This window comes from Staphylococcus sp. FSL W8-0271 (assembly GCF_038006605.1).
Classification (GTDB): Bacteria; Bacillota; Bacilli; order Staphylococcales; family Staphylococcaceae; genus Staphylococcus; species Staphylococcus cohnii.
Genome location: NZ_JBBOVM010000001.1, coordinates 102,298 through 123,884, shown reverse-complemented (window position 1 = coordinate 123,884; position 21,587 = coordinate 102,298). Strand labels below are relative to the sequence as shown.

The following is a 21,587-nucleotide window of genomic DNA, read 5'->3' as shown; positions in this document are numbered from 1 at the left end:
AACTAAAATGAACTGAGATTAAGATAGTGTTAAACACTTATTTATGAACCTACAATAACAGTTTATTTTCAAAACACATCTTTCAAGATGTGTTTTGAAATATTTTATCATTACTAAATGTTTATTGGTTCTTTAATCTTTGTTGTTCATTGGTATTTTTTAGAAATACTTTGTTATCATTGATTCACTTAAAGGAGCGAAATGTATGAAAAAATTATTAATTGTTGTGGCTGTAGGCGCATTAGCATTTGCAGGTCTTAAACGTTATCAACAACATGTAAACAAAGCACCAAATATTGAATATTAATAAATCATGTGAGCCAACATAGGTATAACTTACCTATGTTGGCTTTTTTATTATTGTTATATAAACAGTGCTTCTATAAATTTTTTGACCATTTTCTGCATTATATATCCCCCTTGGCAAACCCACTCCTACACGTTTTCACAATCACATTTTTATATTTCCCTTTTGTAATATCTAACGATTCAATTCGACTCACCTATTTAATTTATCGTTATTCGATAAAAAAGTATTGATTTTCGATATATTTTAGTTATAATGAACTTAACAAATAAAAAGGAGCGTCAATATGTCTACAATTAAAAGCAAACGTTTTAGTATTTTAGTCAAAACGTTAACTATTTTAGCAACTATCGCTTTGGTCTTAACATCTCTTAGTATGTTACCAATTATTATCGCAATTATAGCGCTATTAATCATTCCTTCCTCGTTTATTAACTCACAATTAGATAAAGCAAATAAACCTTTTTGGGTAGATTCATTAGGACTAAATTCACATGAAATTACAAAACATGATCTCAATAGTATTACTTTTCCCAAACCATCTGTTATATTAATGCTATTATTAATAATTGTATTAATTGCAATCTATATTCTGGTGATTACATATGTCAGAAAATGGCTTAAAAATGTTAGCAGAGGACAAATTTTTACAGATAAAAATGCAAACATCATTATTTTAATTTCTTATTGTTTTATTGTATTAGGTGTATTTGAGGCATTTATTGAATTGGCAAGTAATTTTATGGTTTATAATTTTTTAGGGCAAAATGCTAAATTGTATGCACTGATAGATAAAGATATCGAAACCTTTGCAGATTTCTTTTTTAATTTTAATTTCACACTTATTTTAGCGGGTATCGTTATTTGGATTATAGGAAATGTTTTTAAATATGGTGCATTCTTACAAAATGAGTTTGATTATACCGTTTAGGAGATTAGATAAATGATTGTAGTTAGATTAGATCGAATATTAGCCGATAGAAAAAAGAAACTCAGTGAATTAGCAAATGAAATTGATATTACTGTAGCAAATTTATCGAATTTGAAAACAGGCAAAGCAAAAGCAATACGTTTTTCAACATTAGATGCCATATGTAAAGCGCTCGATTGTCAGCCTGCAGACATTATAGAATACACAGAGTCTGAGGAGTAAACCAAAATTTATTTAAATTCACAAGTCAACTTATTTTTATCATAGTTAAACCTTTGGCTTAATCCCACATAGCAGTTAGGCTCCCGCTTGTATTAGTTCAGACTAACCGGGCGTCTAAGATTATATTGAAACAGAAAACAGGAGTGGAACTTACTTATTACTTTGTTCCACTCCTGTTTTTTAATGTGTTTTAATATTTAATCCTCTATAGCGATTGAGTGCACCACAGAATTCTTGTTTTCTCGGCAATGCTAAATTACCAGGATGTCCTTGATGAGGTGATATGATATCAAGCCCTTTATCACTAATCAAATCAAAAATTTTATCAGCTGCTTGAGATGTCGTATCTTGTTCATTCAACAAATTACTTTGATAATAATCTATCATGGTTGCTATGCAATTCGTTTGGCTAGCATCGACAAGTTGTTCTAATCCTGAAATATTAATTCGTTCTTTGCCATATAAAATCGTATGCATACCTTTTACTTTAAAACGACGATCTTTACCTTTATTTGAAAAACTAGATTTCAGTGGTATTCTTTGTGAAGTTTGTCCGAATTGGCTAAGTGACGCTTCATCTTTTGAGTGACTATCTTCGCTAGCAATTGCTTTGGCTTTACGGGTAACGTCTTTTAATACATATTCATCCATCATTAATACTTGATCAGCCACATCGAAGTAATCACCAGAACCTCCTACAATTAGAATTGTTGAAACATGATAATCATGGTATAGAGATTTTACTTTCATAGCGAAAGGCGTGATGGGCTCTTTTTCGGGTGCGATTAATTTTTGCATTCTGCTATCTCTAATCATAAAATTTGTTGCAGACGTATCTTCATCTATTAATAATAACGACGCTTGAGATTCTAAGGCTTCTATAACATTTGCTGCTTGTGATGTACTACCGCTCGCATTTTCAGTAGAAAATTGAATAGTATCTTTTTTTCCTGGTAAATTATTTATAAAAGGCTCAATATTTACTTTCTCGATATTTCTTCCATCTTCAGCTCGGATTTTCATCGCATCATCACACGTAATAATGAGTTCACGTCCATCACCTGGAATATGGTGATATACACCACGCTCTAAAGCTTCTAGTAGCGTTGATTTACCATGAAATCCACCGCCAACAATGAGTGTAATGCCTTTAGGTATGCCCATACCACTAACTGTCTTTCCACTAGGTAAATTCAATTGAATTTCAAATTCTTGTGGACTTTGGAATGTTACAGCGTCAGGTAAAGGTGTGTCAGACACACCACTTTTCCTAGGTAATATAGAATCATTCGCTACAAATGCAACTAAATTCTGTCGTGACAGTGCATTGCGTATAAATACTTGATCTATCATCGTAGTCACTTGCTCATTTAATGCAGCTCGATTGATATGTTTATACAATAATGCTTTTTCTACTATTTCAGGTAGTAAATCTATGAAAATATGATGGGCAACTTTTCCTAAAATCTTTCTTCCTGCTGCTGGTAACCCTACTTCAAAACGAACTTCAATTTCGCTATGAGTAATGACTACAGAAGTGCGTTGTAATATTTCTTGGCCACAGTGATCTATAAAAATATCCGGTCTCTTTTTAGAGACTTGATCAGATTTAAGCACTTTGCTAATACTTTTGCTAAACGCCCTTGTCAAAAAATCAGATACAGCAATTTTTTTATTTTCTGTATCTAATAATTCATCGGGGATATTGGCAATATGACGCTGCATTTTAGCACGTACTTTAGATGGTGGTGCGTAAGGATCTGCTTGTATATGATCTATAATTAAATGGAATTTATCAAAAGCATATTCACCTTTAAGTCGTTTATATGCACCATATTTTTGTCCATCTAATGATTTTAATAACTTTCCGAATTCCAATGTGTTTTTCAAAAGGAACACTCCTTTAACATAGGTTAATACTCTTTTATTTCATACCCAGACTACCGAAGCAGTGAAACTAACTCCAGTAATAAATGTTAGTTTACTTTATAAAAGGAACACTTTATAAACTATATTCTCTCGTTTTTTTCCGTTTCGTCATCTTGTGTATCGTCATTAATATTAATTTTCATGAAAAATCCCCACAAAAAGTTAACTTTTAATTACTAATTTATGTGGGTATTTTTAAAATTTAGGAAGGAATTTCTGTACGTTTTGTACTGTGCTTTCTAATAATAGCTGCAATCAGTGCAGAAACAGCACCGAAAATCATAAATCCGATAAACATCCACATCGTTGTATCTAATTGAATACTTCCATGTAAATATAAAATTTCTCTTAATGAGTTTGCATAATGAGCAAATGGGTTCCAATCGACAATATATTTTTGATAAAAATCAGGCAACATTTGTTTTGGCAGTGTTACTAATTGCATACTGAAAAACATTAATAAGAAAAAGATTGGGACAGATTTCAAACCTAACCAAGTCATCGTGCCTAGAATTAATCCGACAAATCCCATGATTGCTAATGCAATAAATGTAGCTGTTGTATTAGGCGCACTGAAATTAAAATCTAATACTATCTTCATAAAGTACACGTACGTGAACGCTCCCACAAAAGCCGTAACAATTGTCATAGCAATTTGCCCTAGTGATGCAATGATGCGGTGTTGTATCGTTATGTTATTACTTGTTCTAAATGCAAAGAATAATAATACTGAAATAATAATTGATCCCATCCAAACAGGCATAAACATTAAGAACGGACCATTGCCACCTGCTTGATGACTACTTATTTTATTTACTTTTTCATTATCTACTTTAACTGGATGCGTTAAACTTTGAATATCCGATGGTTTTAAATCAATGTTTTGCTTTTCTAAAATACCCAAGCTTTGTTTGGTAATTTGTTGGTTCATGTTATCACCCATGCCTTTTAAAACTTGAGAAGACATTTGTGAAACTTGTGTTCCTGCACCATCATTGATAAATGTTTTAAAACTTGCTTTTTGAGGCGTTATTTGTTGATTCTCGCCAGATTGTGACATCTTTTCTTGCATCTTTTTGGCTTGTGCTGCTGGTATTTCTCCAGATTGAACTTTATCTTTCATTTCCTCTTTTTTAGCATCCATCACGATTTTTTGTGTTTTACTTAGCGCATTTTTTGAAAAATCATTTTCTATAACAGCTGCTCCAAAATATTTTTGTTCTTTCATACCTTGTTTTAAATCTTTTTCATTATCAACTTGAATCCATTTAATCGTATTTGAATTACTATCTAGCAATTTATCTTCTAAATTTTCACCTATATTAATCTTGTTACCTTGCATATCAACACCTTTATCGTTGTTAACAATTGCAATTGGAATATCTTTGGGTTTAGGGTTAAATGCTGGATAAAAAGCGACTGAAAATATTACAAATATTAGAATAGCTGCAATCGGTGCAAGCCATAATAACTTATTTTTAAAAATATTCATTTAAGATTCCCTCCTATTTAATAAACAAAGTGTTGAATATTTATCGCATTGTCCATTATAATAATTACTAAATGATATACAATACGCAATGATGTTCAAGACGTTCTTTAATGAACACTTTTGATATAAATGTCTATTAAATACAAAGGAGATTCAACATATGGCAGAAGACAGACGTGTTAGAAAAACACAAAATGCTATTAAACATGCTTTTATACAATTATTAAATGAAAAAGATTTAGATAAAATAACGATTAGTGATATTACACACAAAGCTGATATTAATCGCGGCACTTTTTATCTCCATTATGAAGATAAATACATGTTATTAAACAAAATGGAAAATGATTATATTGAAGAATTGTCTAATACATTAAGCACGAAAGATAAATTTTATGTAGGTATGGATGTAGAAGCATTTACTCGTATTTTTACTGAAGAAAAGTTAAAAAAAATTATCCTTCATATCGATACAAACTTTGAATTCTATAAAACCATATTTATGTTAGAAAGAAGAAGTCAGTTAGAAACAAAAATAAACCAAGTAATGTATGAAAATATGAAAAAACATTTAGTCACAAAAGATACGGTTGATGGTATTCCGCTAGACTATTTTCATAGTTATGTAGCAGGCGCATCTATTTCTTTCATTAAGTATTGGGTGAAAGATAATCGAAAAATTGATCCACAAACTTTAGTAGAAAGCCTATTTAAAATTGTTTTTTATGGTCCGCTGCGGTTAATGGCAAAAGAACAATACAATATAAGTGAACAATAATAGATATAATCTTGCAACGTGGATAAGAATAACATTTGCAAAACAGTTTAATGTACACTACTGCAAAATGAGTTGAATGCCTATATTTCATAATATCGAACAAAGTGCAGCCGCTTAAAAATAAGAAATATATTCGATTCAACTCTTTTTTACATGTTTCGTTTTGGTCATAGTATATTAGCACATGAATATTGAACCCTCTTCAAAACGTAGCTGCAATTTAATTCTTTTTTATCTAACACCTACAATTATTTACAACTTTTACTTGTTCCCCCTCTCTAAAATTCAACAAATTTATATCATTTTCTTATTTTTAACGATAGTCTCTTCCATAACATATTAGATAATGCTAATATGTTATATATTAAGTTTTCCTAATATGAGGTGTTCAAAATGAATAGTAATGATTTTACATTACAAGCACGTTTTTTACATGGACTTTCTAATAAAGTTAGATTAACTATTTTAGAATTATTAAAGGTGTCCGAAATGACGGTTAACGAAATTGTTTCAAGCTCAAAAATGAGCCAATCCAGCATTTCTCAACACTTAGCTTGTTTAAAAGAATGTGGTTTAGTAACTGCTAGACAAGATGGTAAATATATATATTACCAAATTAAAAATCCATATATTTTAGAATTATTGAGCCTGGTTGATCATATCGTAGAAGAAACAAAAGATGATATTATCACTTGCAAATACCATAATAACTTAAGAATGGATGATGCTAATGAATAAATCGTCTGATGTTTGTTGCACTAACACTTGTCAAAATACGAACAATGAAAAAGTATCAAAAAATATAACAAACGAATCCGATACATTACAGAAATTTACTTTTCAAGTTAATGGTATCGATTGTAGTTCTTGTGCCACAACGATAGAAAAAGCACTCTTACCATTAGATGATGTTTATAATCCAAAAGTTAACTTCTCTACTGGCAAATTAACAGCAGAAGTGAGTACTACAGATACGACTAACCAAATTGTAAAAACAGTCGAAAAACTAGGCTATGGGATTCAAAACACTCAATCACAATCAACACAAACCACTTTTATTATCAAAGGCATGGACTGCGGAAACTGTGCTAAAACCGTTGAAAAGCATGTGTTGAACCTTCCGTATGTTAAAGATGCACAAGTTAACTTTTCTACAGGTAAACTACAAGCTACTACGGAAGGACAAAATGAAAAGAATATAATAAAAGAAGTAGCGAAAATTGGTTATACTGCAATTTTACAAAATAATAAAACAGATAATGATCAGAAAATAAGATTGTTTATCAAACCCATCATTTCTGCTGCATTCATTTTACTTGGACTATTAATGTCAATAACATCACTACCAATTGAAATTGCTAATATTTTATATACAGTTGCCATATTGGTTAGCGGACTTAAACCATTTAAAAGTGCATTTTATTCACTAAAATCTAAAAGTTTGGATATGAACGTTTTAATGACTGTCGCAGTTATTGGTGCTATGCTGATAGGTGAATTTTTCGAAGGTGCTATTGTTATTTTCCTATTCACAATTGGTACTTTATTACAAACAATTTCGATAGATAAAACAAGAAATTCCATTCAATCACTCATGGAATTAACACCTAATACTGCCAACTTATATACCCAAAAAGGTATTATCTCTAAAGACTTACATGAGATTCACGTTGGCGATATTATTCTTGTGAAGCCTGGAGAACGCATACCATTAGACGGCACCATTACAGAAGGAACGTCTAGCTTAAATCAATCACCGATTACCGGAGAATCTATACCTGTTGATAAAAAGACGAATGATGATGTTTATGCTGGTTCTATTAATGAAAATGGTACATTAAAAATTAAAGTTACTACATTAGTAGAAGATACAACACTTTCAAAAATCATTGAGATGGTAGAAGCAGCACAAGAAAATAAAGCACCTGCCCAAGCATTTATAGACAAGTTTTCAGAAATTTACACACCTGTTGCTTTTGTATTAGCACTATTAGTAATGCTCATACCACCTATACTTACATTAGGCTCCTGGGGTGAATGGTTCTATAAAGGACTAGAGTTACTAGTTATCGCTTGTCCATGTGCGTTAGTCATTTCAACGCCTGTTGCTATAGTGACAGCAATCGGTAACGCAGCAAAAAATGGTGTACTTATTAAAGGCGGTAATTATTTAGAAGCATTAGGTTCTTTAAATGCAATAGCATTTGATAAAACAGGAACACTCACTGAAGGAAAACCTAAGGTAACAGCTGTTAAGCATATGGAAAGTGACGAACAAACACTATTACAGCTTGCACTTAGCTTGGAAGCTTATTCAACACACCCTATCAGTAAAGCTATTGTTGACTACACCTCTAAATTAAATATTTCACCAAAACATGTTAGTGATTTTGAAAATATAACTGGCAAAGGTATAAAAGGTATAATAGATAATCAAACCGTTTACGCCGGAAATCAAAGCTTGATTGAGTCTATCAATCCTAAAATCAAAACGCATGCATCAATGTTTAGTGATTATGAAAAGCAAGGTTACACCATCATTATCATATCCTCTAAGACAACTTTTTATGGTTTGATCACTATAGAAGATCCATTAAGAGAAAATATAAAAGCAACTATGCATCAGTTGCAAGAATACAACATTAAAAATACCGTTATGTTAACTGGTGATAATCAAGAGACCGCAAACAAAATTGCAGCTCTTGCAGGCATTCGCGAAACTTATGCAAAATTAATGCCTAAAGATAAATTATCAGCAATTGAAGACTTACAAAAACGTGGTTATCGTGTTGGTATGATTGGCGATGGTATCAATGATGCACCTGCACTTGCCCAAAGTGATGTAGGAATTGCTATGGGAGGCGTTGGTTCTGATACCGCAATGCAAACAGCAAATATTGTTTTAATGTCAGATAACTTACAACAACTTCCAAAATCTATCTCAATTAGTAAAAAAGCTAAAACAATTATTAAGCAAAATATTTACTTTTCAGTAATTATCAAATTAATTGCTTTTATATTGGTATTTCCTGGGTTATTAACTTTATGGTTAGCTGTTCTAAGTGACACTGGAGCTGCTATCCTAGTTATTTTAAATTCATTGAGATTATTAAAATTTAAAAAAGATAAGCAAAAAGCGAGCACTTAAACTGTGCTCGCTTTTTATAATTTTTATATTAATACAAACTTTTTTCCTACTAAAATAAAATTTCATAATAAGATTAAAGAATAAATTTTGACTATTGAACACTTTCTCAACTATATTTAATATGTAAGCATTCGAAATCATATAACTAAGGGAATGTTTTATTATGAAAATTACTAAAATATTAAATAATAACGTTGTGCTATCTAAAATTAATGGGAATGAGCGCATCGTCATGGGAAACGGCTTAGCATTTGGTAAGAAAAACGGCCAACAATTAGAACGTGATAAAATTGAAAAAGTGTTTCGCTTAACAAGTCAAGATCAAGAACGCATGTTAACTTTATTAGATGAAATCAATCAAGATGTCCTTTTAGTCAGCGAACAAATCATTAAAGAAGCTAATAAACTTTATGATTCACCTATTTCAGAATCGATATATATCGCATTAACTGACCATATAAATTATGCCATCGAACGCACACATGAAGGTTTTGATATCAAAAATCCATTACTTTATGAAATACGCACGCTTTACCCCAAAGAATATGACGTAGCCCGTGATGGATTACACAAAATCAATCAATATTTCAATGTAACGTTGCCAAAAGATGAAATTGGATTTATTGCCATGCATATTGTGAATGCTAGTTTAGATGAAAATATTGCAAATATTTATGAAATTACTAAAATCACTAAAAGTATTGTTGATATTGTTCGTTATCATTTCAATCTATCTATCAACGAAGATGAACTCAATTATTCCAGATTTATGACACACATAAAGTTTTTTAGCCAAAGATTAATTAATCAACAATCTTTAAGTGAAGTTACAGATGAAAACTTACTTGATGTTTTAAGACAAAAGTATGCTAAATCCGATGTTTGTGTCGATAAAATAGCAGATTTTTTATTCAAACATTATAACCACAAAATATCTAACGATGAACGTGTTTATTTAATCTTGCATATCGCAAGACTGCTAAAATAGCAAATGTAAGCGTTGACATTTATTTTTATAGAGACTATACTGTGTTTAAACTTATATATTGTTACTTTTGATGTTGCTATCAACGTTTGGGGTTGTAACTTTAAGTAGGCAAAACCCAGAGTAATGCATTACGAACCTTTTGTGTAGGGACGTATGTGTATTATTCTGGGTTTTTTTATTTTTTTAGCTTATTACTTGTTTTCAAACTGCTTTAATTTCATTGAGTGGCCACTCAAAATAACATTCAAAAACATGATGTAGCTAGGAAACTAATTAAAAATTGAGGTGAATGAACCAATGAAATATGAAAATTTAGCACAAGAAATTGTTGAAAAAGTTGGTGGTGAAGCAAACATCAACTCGCTTACACATTGTATTACACGCTTACGCTTCAAACTAAAAGATGAGAGCAAAGCCGATACAGAATTTTTAAAAAATCATGATGAAATTGTAACAGTTATGCAATCTAGCGGACAATACCAGGTTGTGATTGGTAACCATGTTCCTGATGTTTACGATGCAATTACTAAAGTGACTCATCTTGATTCAGCTAATGATGATCAATCACAAGAGAAAGGATCAGGTAACATATTAAATCGATTTATTGATTTAATTTCAGGTATCTTCCAACCGATTCTTGGTATTCTTGCGGCTGCTGGGATGATTAAAGGTTTTTCTGCATTATTCTTAGCACTTGGCTGGTTAACAGAATCATCTGGAACATATCAAATATTATTTGCATTAGGTGACGCGTTATTCTATTTCTTCCCAGTATTTTTAGGTTTTACTGCTGCCAAAAAATTTGGTTCCAATCATTTTATTGAGATGGCTATCGGGGCAGCAATTGTGTATCCAACCTTAGTTTCTGCAATGGAGTTTGGAGCAAAAGGCGTGCATACACTTTTCGGTGGAACAATTTTTGAAGTCGAATCAAATTTATCTTTTTTAGGAATTCCAGTAATTTCACTATTATCGCTTCATTGTTAGCCGTATTAGTGAGTAGTATCGTTGGGTATCTTGTGCACTCTGATAAAAATGAACAAGAAGTCCAAGCTACTGCACCAGAATCAGAACAAAAAAAGGATGATGCCAAAAATAATGCATCAAGCGCTTCAGTTGATGAAGCTATTACTGAACCAAAAGATGATTTTATTGTATCTCCTGTCTCTGGTGAAATGAAAAACCTTGAACTTGTAGATGACCCTGTATTCTCATCTCTTGCAATGGGCAAAGGGATTGCTATTAAACCATCATCTGATACGATTATTGCACCATTTGAGGCAACAGTAGAAAGTTTATTCCCTACTGGTCATGCAATCGGCTTATAATCCAAAAATGGTACAGAATTGCTTATCCATATCGGCATCGATACCGTGAAACTAGACGGCTTAGGTTTTAAGCCACTCGTAAGCCAAGGAGATACAGTTACAGTCAACCAGCCACTGATACAGTTTGACTCACAAAAAATACAAGAAAATGCATATGATGACACTGTAATGATAGTAGTAACAAACACAAACGCAACCAAAGACGTTGTGATAGAAGAACAACAAACAGTTAAAGAAAGAGATTCATTAATTTCTGTCATTTATTAAATATAAGGAGGCAATATCATGTCAGTATTAGGCAAAGATTTTTTATGGGGTGGCGCTATCGCCGCGAACCAAGTTGAAGGTGCGTACGATAAAAATGGTAAAGGGCTTAGTTTGGTAGACCTACTACCAGCAGGAGAAGCGCGTAAAGAACCACTATTCAACCCAGCTAAAGGACTGAATAACACTTTTGATTTTTATCCTAGTCATCAATCGATCGACTTTTATCACCATTATGAAGAAGATATCAAATTATTCGCCGAAATGGGTTTTAAAGCATTACGCTTTTCAATCTCTTGGCCAAGAATTTTTCCAAATGGTGATGAAACAGAACCAAACCAAAAAGGCTTGGCTTTTTATGATAAAATCTTCGAAACTTTAGAAAAATATGGTATTGAGCCCATTGTTACAATCAATCATTTTGATACACCATATTATTTAGCTAAAAATTATGGTGGATGGTATAACCGTAAAACCGTAGATTTCTTTTTAAATTACGCAACTATCCTATTTAAGCGATATAGTAACCAAGTTAAGTATTGGATTACGCATAATGAAATTAACATGATTTTACACATTCCTTATATTGGTGGTGGCTTAATTATTCCAGATATTGAAAATAAAAACCAGGTTATGTACCAAGCCGCACATCATCAACTTATCGCATCAAGCTTAGCCACGAAAATCGCTAAAGAAATTGACAATACAAATCAAATAGGTTGTATGTTGGCTGCTGGTGATGTATATCCAAATACATCTCATCCAAATGATGTGATGGCTGCACTTTCTAAAAATCGAGAACAATATATCTTTATAGATGTTCAAACTCGTGGTGAATACCCTAACTATAGTAAACGTATGTTTGAAGATTTAGATGTTTCCATCGATAAACAAACTGGGGATGATGAAATTTTAAAACAATACACAGTGGACTATATTTCATTTTCTTATTATTCAAGCCGACTTGAAAGCGGTGATGATGAAATCAACCAAAACAAAGAAGCTGGTAATGCTTTTGCTTCTCTTAAAAATCCATACTTAGAAGCATCAAATTGGGGCTGGCAAATTGATCCCGTAGGATTACGCGTGACAATGAATCAAATATATGACCGCTATCAAAAACCTTTATTCATCGTAGAAAATGGCTTAGGTGAAATTGATAGACTTGAAGATGATGGCAGTATTCATGATACTTATAGAATTAAATATTTAAGTGACCACTTAAATCAAATGATCGAAGCGGTAAAAGATGGCGTCCCACTCATTGGATATACTTCATGGGGTTGTATAGATTTAGTTTCAGCAGGTAGTGGAGAAATGAAAAAACGTTATGGTTTTATTTATGTTGATAGAGATAATCAAGGAAATGGTTCATTAAATAGATACCGTAAAGATTCATTCTATTGGTATCAAAAGGTTATTCAAAGTAATGGCGAAAATTTATCATACTAATTCAAACAAAGTGAGGTATTTAACATGGAAAATATTAAAGGTTTTAAAAAGAATTTTTTATGGGGTGGCGCAACCGCAGCTAACCAAATAGAAGGCGCATTTAACATTGATGGTAAAGGTTTGTCGAGTGCTGACTTTTCAGAATATGTTCCTAAAAGTCAACGCACAGGTGATAATCATATGGAAGTAACATCAGATTTCATTGATAAAGTTAAATCAGGTCAGTACCAAGGCCACTTCCCTAAACGTGTTGGTATAGATTTTTATCATAACTATAAAGAAGATATTAAGTTGTTTGCTGAAATGGGATTTAAAGCATTTAGAATGTCTATCAATTGGTCACGTATTTTTCCAAAGGGATACGAAAATGAGCCAAACGAAGCGGGGCTTGCATTTTATGATGAGGTGTTTAAAACATTAAAATCATATAATATTGAACCTGTTGTAACTTTAAGCCATTATGAGACACCTTTTGGTTTAACTGAAAAATATAATGGTTGGATTAATCGTAAGGTCATTGATCATTTTGTTCACTATGCCGAAACGGTCTTCAATCGTTATAAAAATGATGTAAAATATTGGATAACATTTAACGAAATCAATGTGATTAATATCTCACCTTTTACAGGAGCCTGTATCATTTCAGATAAATTAGATCATCCTATTGCAGCTTCGTATCAAGCACTTCATCATCAGTTTGTAGCATCAGCGTTAGCTACTCAAAAATTAAAAGAGATTGACCCAAGTGCACAAATGGGTTGTATGATCGCAAGGATGAAACATTATCCATATACTTGTAATCCACAAGATGTATTAAAAGCACAACAAGAAGACCAAATGAATTTAATGTATACTGACGTACAGGTTAGAGGGGAATATCCTAATTTTTACAAACAATTTTTAACAGATAACGGCATTGAATTAGATATTCAAGATAATGATTTAGATATCATTAAACAACATACAGTTGACTATCTATCATTTAGCTATTATATGTCGATGTTGTCATCTGTAGCTCCAGAAGGACAAACAAATCAGGGCAACTTGATGAACAGTTTAAAAAACCCTTACTTAGAAGCTTCTGATTGGGGTTGGCAAATTGATCCAATCGGCTTAAGAATTGTTTTAAATGAATTGTGGGATCGCTATAGAGTGCCATTATTTATAGTTGAAAACGGCTTAGGTGCAGTTGATGAAGTTGTTGATGGAAAAATTCACGATGACTATCGCATAGACTATCTAAGTAAACATATGGCTGAAGCAAAAAAAGCTGTCGAAGATGGTGTGGACTTAATAGGCTATCTCTCTTGGGCGCCTATCGATCTGATTTCAATGTCTACAAGCGAGATGTCAAAACGTTATGGCTACATTTATGTTGATCAAGATAACTATGGTAACGGAAGTATGAAACGTATGAAAAAAGATTCTTTTGAATGGTACAAAAATATTATCTCAACGAATGGAGCGTCATTATAGTTTCATAAAAAACGCATTTCAATGCAATCAATATGAATACAGATAAAAATGCTGAGACTTTCTATCGTCTCAGCATTTTATCGTATATGATGCAATTACAAGTATTGTTTTGTTTGGCGATCAATATCTAATGCAGTTGTATATTTCGGCTTTTCTTTTCTAAATAGATATTCACCATTACGTATCGAAGCAAGACAGTCAACACGTCGACGTTGCGCTTCAAATACATTTGGTGCATCCAACACGATAAAGTTTGCTGGCTTGCCTTCTGATAAACCGTAAACTTCATCTAAATGCATTAATTTTGCACCGTTATAAGTAATTAAATCGAAATTACGTGGAAAATCTTCTTCTCGCATTAATTGTGTGGCATGCAAGCCATTGTCTAAAATATTCATTAAATTACCTGATCCCGCTGGGTACCATAAATCAACAATTGAATCTTGACCAAAAGCCACATTAATAGCATTATCTACAAACTCTTTGACACGTGTTAATCCTCTTCTTTTTGGATAACTATCTTGTCTGCCTTGTAAATATAAATTTTCAGTTGGGCAAGAGACAAAGTTTAAACCTGATTGGCGAAATAGCCCCATCATTCGAAATGCATAAGCATCATCAGCTGAACCAAATGAACAAGTATGTGAAGCTGTCGTAGCATTTCCATAACCTTGTTTCATCACTTCTGCATTTAATATTTCTAAGAAACGCGCTTGTACGTCATCTGTTTCATCACAGTGTACATCAATTAATTTATCATATTGGATAGCGAGTCTAACGATTTCTTTAATAGATTTCACTCCTGCTTCTGGACTCCATTCATTGTGTGGAATACCACCGACACAATCTGCACCTAATTTTAAGGCTTCTTCAATTAAATCACGGCCTGTTTTACCTTGCTCTTCAAAAGCATACATACCATTTTGAGGAAATGCCACAACCTGAATCGTAATATTATCTTTCAATTCATCCCTTACTTCAAGCGCTGCTTTGATACCTGTTAAATCAGGATCTGTACAATCCGTTTGAGCACGAATATATTGTGTTCCGTAGCTCGCTACGTCGTTGACTGCTTGACGCATACGCGATTTCATTTCTTCTTTTGTAGTGCCTTTTTTATAATCATTCCATAAATCAATAGCCTCAAACAATGTTCCAGATGTGTTTTTAATTTGAGGATTTTGTCCTGTAAAATAATAATCTAGATGAAGGTGACCATCAACATATGGGGGCAAAACTAAGGCACCTCCTAAATCAATCACCTCATCCGCTTCACCTAGATTCTTGCCAAATGCTTTAAACTTACCGTTTTCAACTAAAATTTCTGAAGCTTCATCATACTTATAAATTGATGCATTAATGAATTTTTTACGCATTCATAAAACCTCCTATACCCTTCTACCATAAGTCTTAATACTTTTTTAAGCAATGATTACCCAGTGAATATGGTTGAAATAAAAACCAATTTATTAGATTTCGCTGACTTAATAGCAAAAAATCTGCTGACACATGCCACAATTAAGTCGTGGTATCAGCAGATAAATGGAATAATTTAATTATAATTTACAGATTATATCGGGACATTTTATGCGCATCTTTACTGAACAAATTTTTGAAAAATGCAGTAAATTTATTGTCGTCTTTTTTAACTGAGGCATCTACTCGGGGCGCATGTGTACCTTTAATAAATTGACGCTTATAGGCTACATATACTTTGCCTTCTTTATTCACATTAAACTTTAAATGATCCATTTTTTTAGGAACTACATCATATAAATCTTGCTTAACTTGGTACGTTTTTCCGTTAATTTCGTGTTCTCCTTCACTTAACACTTTTCGATATTCATATTTGTTAAATTGTTTATTCATAATGGCATTAGCAATTTTATGGCGTGCATTTTTAGCTTTCATACTTGGAAATGGTTTCACATTGAGTATCGCTTCATTGAGACGTAAACCATTACGTTTACTAGTTAACGCTAAACTATAACCTTCATCGCTTGTTCCCGTTTTTAATCCATCTGCACCTTTTAATTCAAATCGTTGCCCTTTTAAAGAAATATTTTTTGTTTTTAATTCTGTTCCAAATTGTTTATCCGTTGTTTTAGAACTATATTTTAAAATCTTAGGATGATCTTTTAATATATTTTGCATTAGAATGGTCATATCATTTGCAGTAGTTTGTGTTTTGCGCTCTTTTTGATATTGCTTTGGAGCATAATGCTGTAAAAGATCATTATCTGCACCTGTAGGATTCACAAAATGCGTATGGTCCATACCAAGTTTTTTCGCTTTATGGTTCATTTCATCTGTGAATTTTGATGTTGAACCACTCACCTTCTCACCCAAAATAAGTGTAGCTGCATTACTTGATTCTAAAGTGATTTGTCTAAGAAATTGATTAATAGAGTAAGACTTTCCTCTCTCTAAAGGTACACTAGCTAAATCAGGTAATACAGACATTTTTTCATAATCTGAAGTGATTTTTATTTTGTCTGTACCTTTTATCTCACCATTTTCTATCGCATCCAATGTCAAATACATCGTCATCATTTTTGTCAAAGAAGCTGGATCAGTTACTTTTTCCGCTTTATCTTGATATAAAATTTGACCTGTTTGAGCTATCACGCTAAAACTTTCTGGTTTGTATTTAACACTTTGCTTAGGACTCGCTGATTTTTCTGTTTCAGCAGTTATTGTAGCTGTTGGTGCAATGGCAGTTAACGTGAGCAACCAACTTAGCATCACCACACTTAATTTCTTAAACAATGATGACCATTCCTCTCTAAAAATTTATATTAAATAATCAAGCACACTTCAAATTTAATCTTATTTTTGGGGATATAGGTTTAAGTACTCTTCTAATGTTTCATTACTTTTATATAATTTTTTTGCTGTATCTTTTCCAACATATCTGATATGCCACGGTTCATATTGATAACCCGTTATATGCGTTTTATTCTTCGGATATCTGATGATAAAACCATACTTGTAAGCATTATCTTTGAGCCACTGCCCTTCCTTAGTCTTACCAAAAGAAGTTTTAAAGTTGGTATCCGTGTTCTCAGAAACGATATCGTATGTCAGTCCAGTTTGATGTTCTGAATGACCTGGCTTCGCACTGTATTTATTGGCTGCTTCTTCTCCATCTCTTTGAACATATTGATCAAATAACTGTTCTTGACTTTGGTAACTCCTGAAACCACTGGCATTTGATAATTGAAATCCTTGATTATTACCATCATTTAAAAGTTGCTGTAATGCATCACGCGCTTCTTTATTTTCTCCAGAATTAAAATGTTCTGGTAACGAAATATCTTTGTTCACAATTAAAATATCATCAATATACGTTACACCATGCTTCACTTCTTTATGATGCTTATTTTCACTATTGTTACTTTGCTGTTTTTCATGATTTTTACTGTCTTTATTCTCAGATTCATTGTCTTGAGCAGAACATCCAACTAAGACCAAACACAACATGATAATCAATAATTTAAATTTATTCATTGTTACTCCTTTTTAAAAAGTATAATCAAAACAAATGTTGATGGACAATAAAATAGTTTTAAAAACAATTGCAATTAACATTAATATAACACGCTGTATATAAGAGACAAGTATTTTATTGAATTTATTAATATTTCAAAACACAACTATCAACTTTCAAAATGGAAAACAACAAAATAAAAACAGTTACCCTGCTGTGGTTAAGCAATGACAACTGTTTTATCGTACATTTTGTATTTTATAAAATGTGCAAGCAGATACACACTGATTACTAAATATGCTAGAGAGAGACCGATAAAAATCATATTATTTAGTATAGCCGATGTCTTGAAATAATTTTTTATAATTTTCTACAGCTTTATCATGTCTAAGCTCTGATCTCGTCTGTACGCAATTAAATGGCTCATCTATTATTTTAGCCATACAATCAGCAAACGCTTTAGTATTATCTGGCTCAACGAGATATCCATTCGTACCATGATTTATAATCTCTGAAGGACCATATCTAACATCATAAGCAATAACTGGACAACCAACTTCGATACTCTCCATTACAGTTAAGCCAAATCCCTCAAATTTACTTGTTAACAGTGAAGCTTTTGATTGTTGAAATTCTCTCAAAGGATTATTCGTAAAATCGTTGATTTCTACTTTATCTTGAATACCATATTGATCAATTAAATCCAACAACACCTTTTTTTGCCCATCTTCATCCATACCAAATATGGATAATTTCGTATCATACCCATAATCTAAAAATTGTTTATACGCTTTAATTAAATGGTCTACTTGTTTTTGAAGACCTAATCTACCAATAAAAATAAATCGGTCTAATTTATTTTCGTTTGCATGTGATTTATATGTTTTAATCGAATGCGGAATTACTGATAATTGTCTTTCATCTAATGTAACTTGGCTAATAATATCTTCTTTTTGCTTTTCAGTTAATATTAAATATTTTTCTACTTTTTCAGAATGATTTAACGCAAATTTATATGAACCTTTTATTTGCTGTCCATTCAAATGACTATTATGAAAAACTAAAATATTTTTAGTCGCATGTGTTTGATTTAACAATGGTTCATCTAAAAGTCTGGCATCATTAAATACCACATCACCATCACTGAAGCGATGGTCAAAATAATATTTAAATAAGGCTTTTTCACTACTGAAGGATAAATAAGGTCTATCATTTCTATAAAGTTGGATATAATCTAAACTTTCTTTTTCTGTATTAAAAAACTTTTTACAGTATATAACGCCTTGTGTATCAAAGTACACCTCACATAATTTTGAAAATGGTTTATGTGTGTAATAAATCTTTCTATGCAATTGACCAAATTTATTGTATTCCCAACGTTCTAATCGTTTTTTACTAATAGATGACATAAAATCTTCAAGTTGAACTACATTGCTATTGCCATAATATTTTCTGTACAATACGTAATCACCATTTTTATAATATCTCATAACATTGCCATCATTAAAACTTTTACTTTCCAACCCTTTGAGTTCACGGTTCATCGTTTGATATTTAGGTTGTTTTTTAAATTTAGTCTTCGGTATTTCTAATAGTTTAAAGCCACTTAACCAGTCGTATATATTTTCGAATTCTGTATGTTCTGTCACTTTTTCCTCGTTTATAAACTTTTTATAAACAGATGGGTAATTGGCATTATAATTCGTTGTTACAATTTTACTTTTGATCCCTAATTCACTATCTATTAATTTTATTCGACTTAGCAATGCCTTAGTTCTACCTCCATGTACTGGTGGTAATGTGCTTGTTATTGTATATATCATGATTTCCCCTCATTTTCATACCTATAGTGTAGTATTTATATCGTTTGCCTTAATAAATTTAAAAACTAATCATTTATATTGTACATTTCATTTATTATTTAATAGTTATTATAAACTAATATGTATTACACACCTAATATTATTTGCAATTGTAGTCTCTTTTTTCTCGTATGAAACTTTTTAATTTATTTATCTAGTATAAAAAGATGTATTAAATTACTAAATTAATTTTATTTTTCGAGTACATTCGTTACTATATGATTAAATATAAAAATATTTAGACAACGGAGTTGAGTATAATTGTTAACATTAAAGCATTTAATAGATATGAAACAACACGCACATAAAATTTCGATGGTTACAGCTTATGACTACCCCAGTGCAAAACAAGCAGAAACTGCACAAATCGATACTCTTTTAGTTGGAGATTCTTTGGGTATGACGGTGCTAGGTTATGAAAGTACGGTTCAAGTAACGATGTCAGATATGATCCATCATGCGAAAGCAGTGCGCCGCGGTGCCCCTAATACCTTTATGGTTGTTGATATTCCTTTTGGTGCTGTTGGTATTAGTGAACACTCTGATTTAGAAAATGCTATAGATTTATACAAGCAAACAAATGCAAATGCAATTAAAGTCGAAGGCGCACATTTAATTGATTTTATAAACAATTGCCAGAACATCGGTATACCAGTCGTTTCACATTTAGGACTTACCCCACAAAGTGTTGGTATCACTGGATATAAGATGCAAGCCAATACAAAAGAAACCGCACAACAACTCATAAACGATGCTTACGCTGTACAACAAGCTGGCGCTATCATGCTCGTTTTAGAAGCTGTTCCGAGTGATTTAGCTGCACAAATCACCAAAAATTTAGACATCCCAGTGATTGGTATAGGTGCAGGTAAAGATACTGATGGACAAGTATTGGTCTATCATGATGTACTCAATTATGAAGTTCCACATCAAGCCAAATTCGTAAAGCAATATGGAGATTTTTCTAGTGGCATAACCGCTTTAATGCAGTATCATAAAGAAGTCAAAAACGAAATATTTCCTGATGTTTCACACACTTATAAAAAACACATTATGGATGAGGTATCAGAATGACAACATTAATTACATCTATCAAAGAAATGAGTAAAATAAGTACAAATTTAATAAAAAACAATCACTCCCTCGGCTTTGTTCCAACGATGGGGGCTTTACACGAAGGTCATTTAGAAATGATGTCACAATCAGTAAAGGAAAATGACATTACAATCATCAGTATTTTTGTAAATCCATTACAATTTGGACCAAATGAAGATTTTGATGCGTACCCTAGAAATATAGACCAAGATAAAATTAAAGCAGCGTCTGTTGGTGTAGACTATATCTTTTATCCTACAGTAGAAGAGATGTACCCAGAAAAACCCACGATAACGTTAAATGCTGGTAGACTCGCCACTGTTTTAGAAGGTGCACAACGCCCTGGCCATTTCAATGGTGTCATCACAGTTGTTAACAAATTATTTAATATTATTCGACCACATCGTGCGTATTTCGGCAAAAAAGATGCGCAGCAACTAGCTATCGTTGAAAAAATGGCCGTAGATTTTAATCACCCAATAGATATCATTGGTGTTAATACAGTACGTGAATCAGACGGTCTCGCTAAAAGTTCACGCAATGTTTATTTGGCGCCTACAGAACGACAAGAAGCGCCAGCACTATATAAAAGTTTACAGTTAGCCAATGAACAATACCTTCAAGGAGAACGTAATTGTGCCAAATTAATAGACATAGCCAAAACTTATATTAAACAGCATACATCCGGTAATATAGAAACAGTAGCTATATATAGTTATCCAGAATTAGAAGCAATCACTCACATTAATGGAAAAATTTTCATTTCCCTTGCAGTAAAATTCAGCAAAGCACGTTTAATAGATAATATGATTATCGGAGATTAAT

Annotated in this window: 18 protein-coding genes and 1 pseudogene; 13 read left to right on the top strand and 6 right to left on the bottom strand. The window is 32.1% G+C overall.

Annotated elements, in window-relative coordinates:
- Positions 1 to 205 precede the first annotated feature (205 nt).
- The 3 genes from NST87_RS00525 (at position 206) to NST87_RS00515 (ending at position 1,460) form a co-directional block, all read left to right on the top strand.
- A complete protein-coding gene (locus NST87_RS00525; protein WP_019469251.1) occupies positions 206 to 307 on the top strand; it encodes an SE2200 family small protein in 102 nt (33 codons plus the stop codon).
- Positions 308 to 593: 286 nt separating this feature from the next.
- Positions 594 to 1,238, top strand: coding sequence for a DUF2975 domain-containing protein (locus NST87_RS00520; RefSeq protein WP_019469250.1), 645 nt, complete (start codon positions 594 to 596; stop codon positions 1,236 to 1,238).
- A 12-nt stretch (positions 1,239 to 1,250) separates the two neighbouring features.
- A complete protein-coding gene (locus NST87_RS00515) occupies positions 1,251 to 1,460 on the top strand; it encodes a helix-turn-helix domain-containing protein (RefSeq protein WP_019469249.1) in 210 nt (69 codons plus the stop codon).
- Between the two features lie 180 nt (positions 1,461 to 1,640).
- Here the strand turns inward: NST87_RS00515 and NST87_RS00510 are convergent, their stop codons facing one another.
- Both NST87_RS00510 and NST87_RS00505 read right to left on the bottom strand, forming a co-directional pair.
- Positions 1,641 to 3,350: an ABC-ATPase domain-containing protein gene (locus NST87_RS00510; protein ID WP_064264398.1), complete on the bottom strand. Its 1,710-nt coding sequence runs from the start codon at positions 3,348 to 3,350 to the stop codon at positions 1,641 to 1,643.
- Positions 3,351 to 3,591: 241 nt separating this feature from the next.
- Complete coding sequence (locus NST87_RS00505; RefSeq protein WP_103211475.1) at positions 3,592 to 4,881, bottom strand: YhgE/Pip domain-containing protein; 1,290 nt, start codon at positions 4,879 to 4,881, stop codon at positions 3,592 to 3,594.
- Positions 4,882 to 5,041: 160 nt separating this feature from the next.
- Between NST87_RS00505 and NST87_RS00500 the strand changes: the two genes are divergently transcribed.
- The 8 genes and pseudogenes from NST87_RS00500 (at position 5,042) to NST87_RS00465 (ending at position 14,315) form a co-directional block, all read left to right on the top strand.
- A complete protein-coding gene (locus NST87_RS00500; protein ID WP_340721159.1) occupies positions 5,042 to 5,659 on the top strand; it encodes a TetR/AcrR family transcriptional regulator in 618 nt (205 codons plus the stop codon).
- A gap of 393 nt (positions 5,660 to 6,052) precedes the next feature.
- Positions 6,053 to 6,397: an ArsR/SmtB family transcription factor gene (locus NST87_RS00495; RefSeq protein WP_040030586.1), complete on the top strand. Its 345-nt coding sequence runs from the start codon at positions 6,053 to 6,055 to the stop codon at positions 6,395 to 6,397.
- The gene (locus tag NST87_RS00490; protein WP_019469244.1) at positions 6,390 to 8,807 is read left to right on the top strand and encodes a heavy metal translocating P-type ATPase; all 2,418 of its coding nucleotides are present in this window, start codon (positions 6,390 to 6,392) and stop codon (positions 8,805 to 8,807) included. The genes NST87_RS00495 and NST87_RS00490 overlap by 8 nt, the downstream gene beginning before the upstream one ends.
- Before the next feature lie 163 nt (positions 8,808 to 8,970).
- Positions 8,971 to 9,795: a BglG family transcription antiterminator LicT gene (gene licT, locus NST87_RS00485; RefSeq protein ID WP_026034794.1), complete on the top strand. Its 825-nt coding sequence runs from the start codon at positions 8,971 to 8,973 to the stop codon at positions 9,793 to 9,795.
- Positions 9,796 to 10,092: 297 nt separating this feature from the next.
- Positions 10,093 to 10,782 carry a glucose PTS transporter subunit EIIB gene (locus NST87_RS00480; protein ID WP_340721158.1) on the top strand — a complete coding sequence of 230 codons (690 nt, stop codon included), beginning with the start codon at positions 10,093 to 10,095 and terminating at the stop codon, positions 10,780 to 10,782.
- Between the two features lie 188 nt (positions 10,783 to 10,970).
- Positions 10,971 to 11,390 (top strand): annotated as a pseudogene (locus NST87_RS00475) (PTS sugar transporter subunit IIA).
- An 18-nt stretch (positions 11,391 to 11,408) separates the two neighbouring features.
- Complete coding sequence (locus NST87_RS00470) at positions 11,409 to 12,839, top strand: 6-phospho-beta-glucosidase (RefSeq protein WP_040030584.1); 1,431 nt, start codon at positions 11,409 to 11,411, stop codon at positions 12,837 to 12,839.
- Positions 12,840 to 12,863: 24 nt separating this feature from the next.
- Positions 12,864 to 14,315, top strand: coding sequence for a glycoside hydrolase family 1 protein (locus NST87_RS00465; RefSeq protein ID WP_340721157.1), 1,452 nt, complete (start codon positions 12,864 to 12,866; stop codon positions 14,313 to 14,315).
- A gap of 95 nt (positions 14,316 to 14,410) precedes the next feature.
- On the opposite strand, the gene NST87_RS00460 is transcribed toward NST87_RS00465, so the two are convergent.
- From NST87_RS00460 to NST87_RS00445, 4 genes are all read right to left on the bottom strand, one after another.
- A complete protein-coding gene (locus NST87_RS00460; protein ID WP_019469236.1) occupies positions 14,411 to 15,691 on the bottom strand; it encodes an amidohydrolase family protein in 1,281 nt (426 codons plus the stop codon).
- A gap of 187 nt (positions 15,692 to 15,878) precedes the next feature.
- Positions 15,879 to 17,084, bottom strand: a complete 1,206-nt coding sequence (gene pbp4 / locus NST87_RS00455) for a penicillin-binding protein PBP4 (protein WP_340721156.1) — start codon at positions 17,082 to 17,084, stop codon at positions 15,879 to 15,881.
- Positions 17,085 to 17,144: 60 nt separating this feature from the next.
- Positions 17,145 to 17,825, bottom strand: coding sequence for a M15 family metallopeptidase (locus NST87_RS00450; RefSeq protein WP_064264403.1), 681 nt, complete (start codon positions 17,823 to 17,825; stop codon positions 17,145 to 17,147).
- Positions 17,826 to 18,131: 306 nt separating this feature from the next.
- Entirely contained in the window at positions 18,132 to 19,628 is a 1,497-nt protein-coding gene (locus NST87_RS00445; protein ID WP_071562363.1) for a glycosyltransferase, read from the bottom strand.
- A gap of 300 nt (positions 19,629 to 19,928) precedes the next feature.
- Here NST87_RS00445 and panB point away from each other — a divergent pair, with 300 nt between their 5' ends.
- Both panB and panC read left to right on the top strand, forming a co-directional pair.
- Positions 19,929 to 20,741 (top strand): 3-methyl-2-oxobutanoate hydroxymethyltransferase, encoded by an 813-nt coding sequence (gene panB, locus NST87_RS00440; protein WP_340721155.1) that lies wholly within the window; start codon positions 19,929 to 19,931, stop codon positions 20,739 to 20,741.
- Positions 20,738 to 21,586, top strand: coding sequence for a pantoate--beta-alanine ligase (gene panC / locus NST87_RS00435; RefSeq protein ID WP_340721154.1), 849 nt, complete (start codon positions 20,738 to 20,740; stop codon positions 21,584 to 21,586). Before panB ends, panC begins: the two co-directional genes overlap by 4 nt.
- Position 21,587: the final 1 nt, after the last annotated feature.

Coding starts and splice junctions, on each gene's coding strand:
- NST87_RS00505 (WP_103211475.1), bottom strand. CDS start 4,881: ATGAATATTTTTAAAAATAAGTTATTATGGCTTGCACCGATTGCAGCT.
- NST87_RS00450 (WP_064264403.1), bottom strand. CDS start 17,825: ATGAATAAATTTAAATTATTGATTATCATGTTGTGTTTGGTCTTAGTT.
- NST87_RS00500 (WP_340721159.1), top strand. CDS start 5,042: ATGGCAGAAGACAGACGTGTTAGAAAAACACAAAATGCTATTAAACAT.
- NST87_RS00480 (WP_340721158.1), top strand. CDS start 10,093: ATGAAATATGAAAATTTAGCACAAGAAATTGTTGAAAAAGTTGGTGGT.
- NST87_RS00525 (WP_019469251.1), top strand. CDS start 206: ATGAAAAAATTATTAATTGTTGTGGCTGTAGGCGCATTAGCATTTGCA.
- NST87_RS00445 (WP_071562363.1), bottom strand. CDS start 19,628: ATGATATATACAATAACAAGCACATTACCACCAGTACATGGAGGTAGA.
- NST87_RS00520 (WP_019469250.1), top strand. CDS start 594: ATGTCTACAATTAAAAGCAAACGTTTTAGTATTTTAGTCAAAACGTTA.
- NST87_RS00515 (WP_019469249.1), top strand. CDS start 1,251: ATGATTGTAGTTAGATTAGATCGAATATTAGCCGATAGAAAAAAGAAA.
- NST87_RS00495 (WP_040030586.1), top strand. CDS start 6,053: ATGAATAGTAATGATTTTACATTACAAGCACGTTTTTTACATGGACTT.
- NST87_RS00470 (WP_040030584.1), top strand. CDS start 11,409: ATGTCAGTATTAGGCAAAGATTTTTTATGGGGTGGCGCTATCGCCGCG.
- NST87_RS00460 (WP_019469236.1), bottom strand. CDS start 15,691: ATGCGTAAAAAATTCATTAATGCATCAATTTATAAGTATGATGAAGCT.
- NST87_RS00465 (WP_340721157.1), top strand. CDS start 12,864: ATGGAAAATATTAAAGGTTTTAAAAAGAATTTTTTATGGGGTGGCGCA.
- NST87_RS00490 (WP_019469244.1), top strand. CDS start 6,390: ATGAATAAATCGTCTGATGTTTGTTGCACTAACACTTGTCAAAATACG.
- panC (WP_340721154.1), top strand. CDS start 20,738: ATGACAACATTAATTACATCTATCAAAGAAATGAGTAAAATAAGTACA.
- licT (WP_026034794.1), top strand. CDS start 8,971: ATGAAAATTACTAAAATATTAAATAATAACGTTGTGCTATCTAAAATT.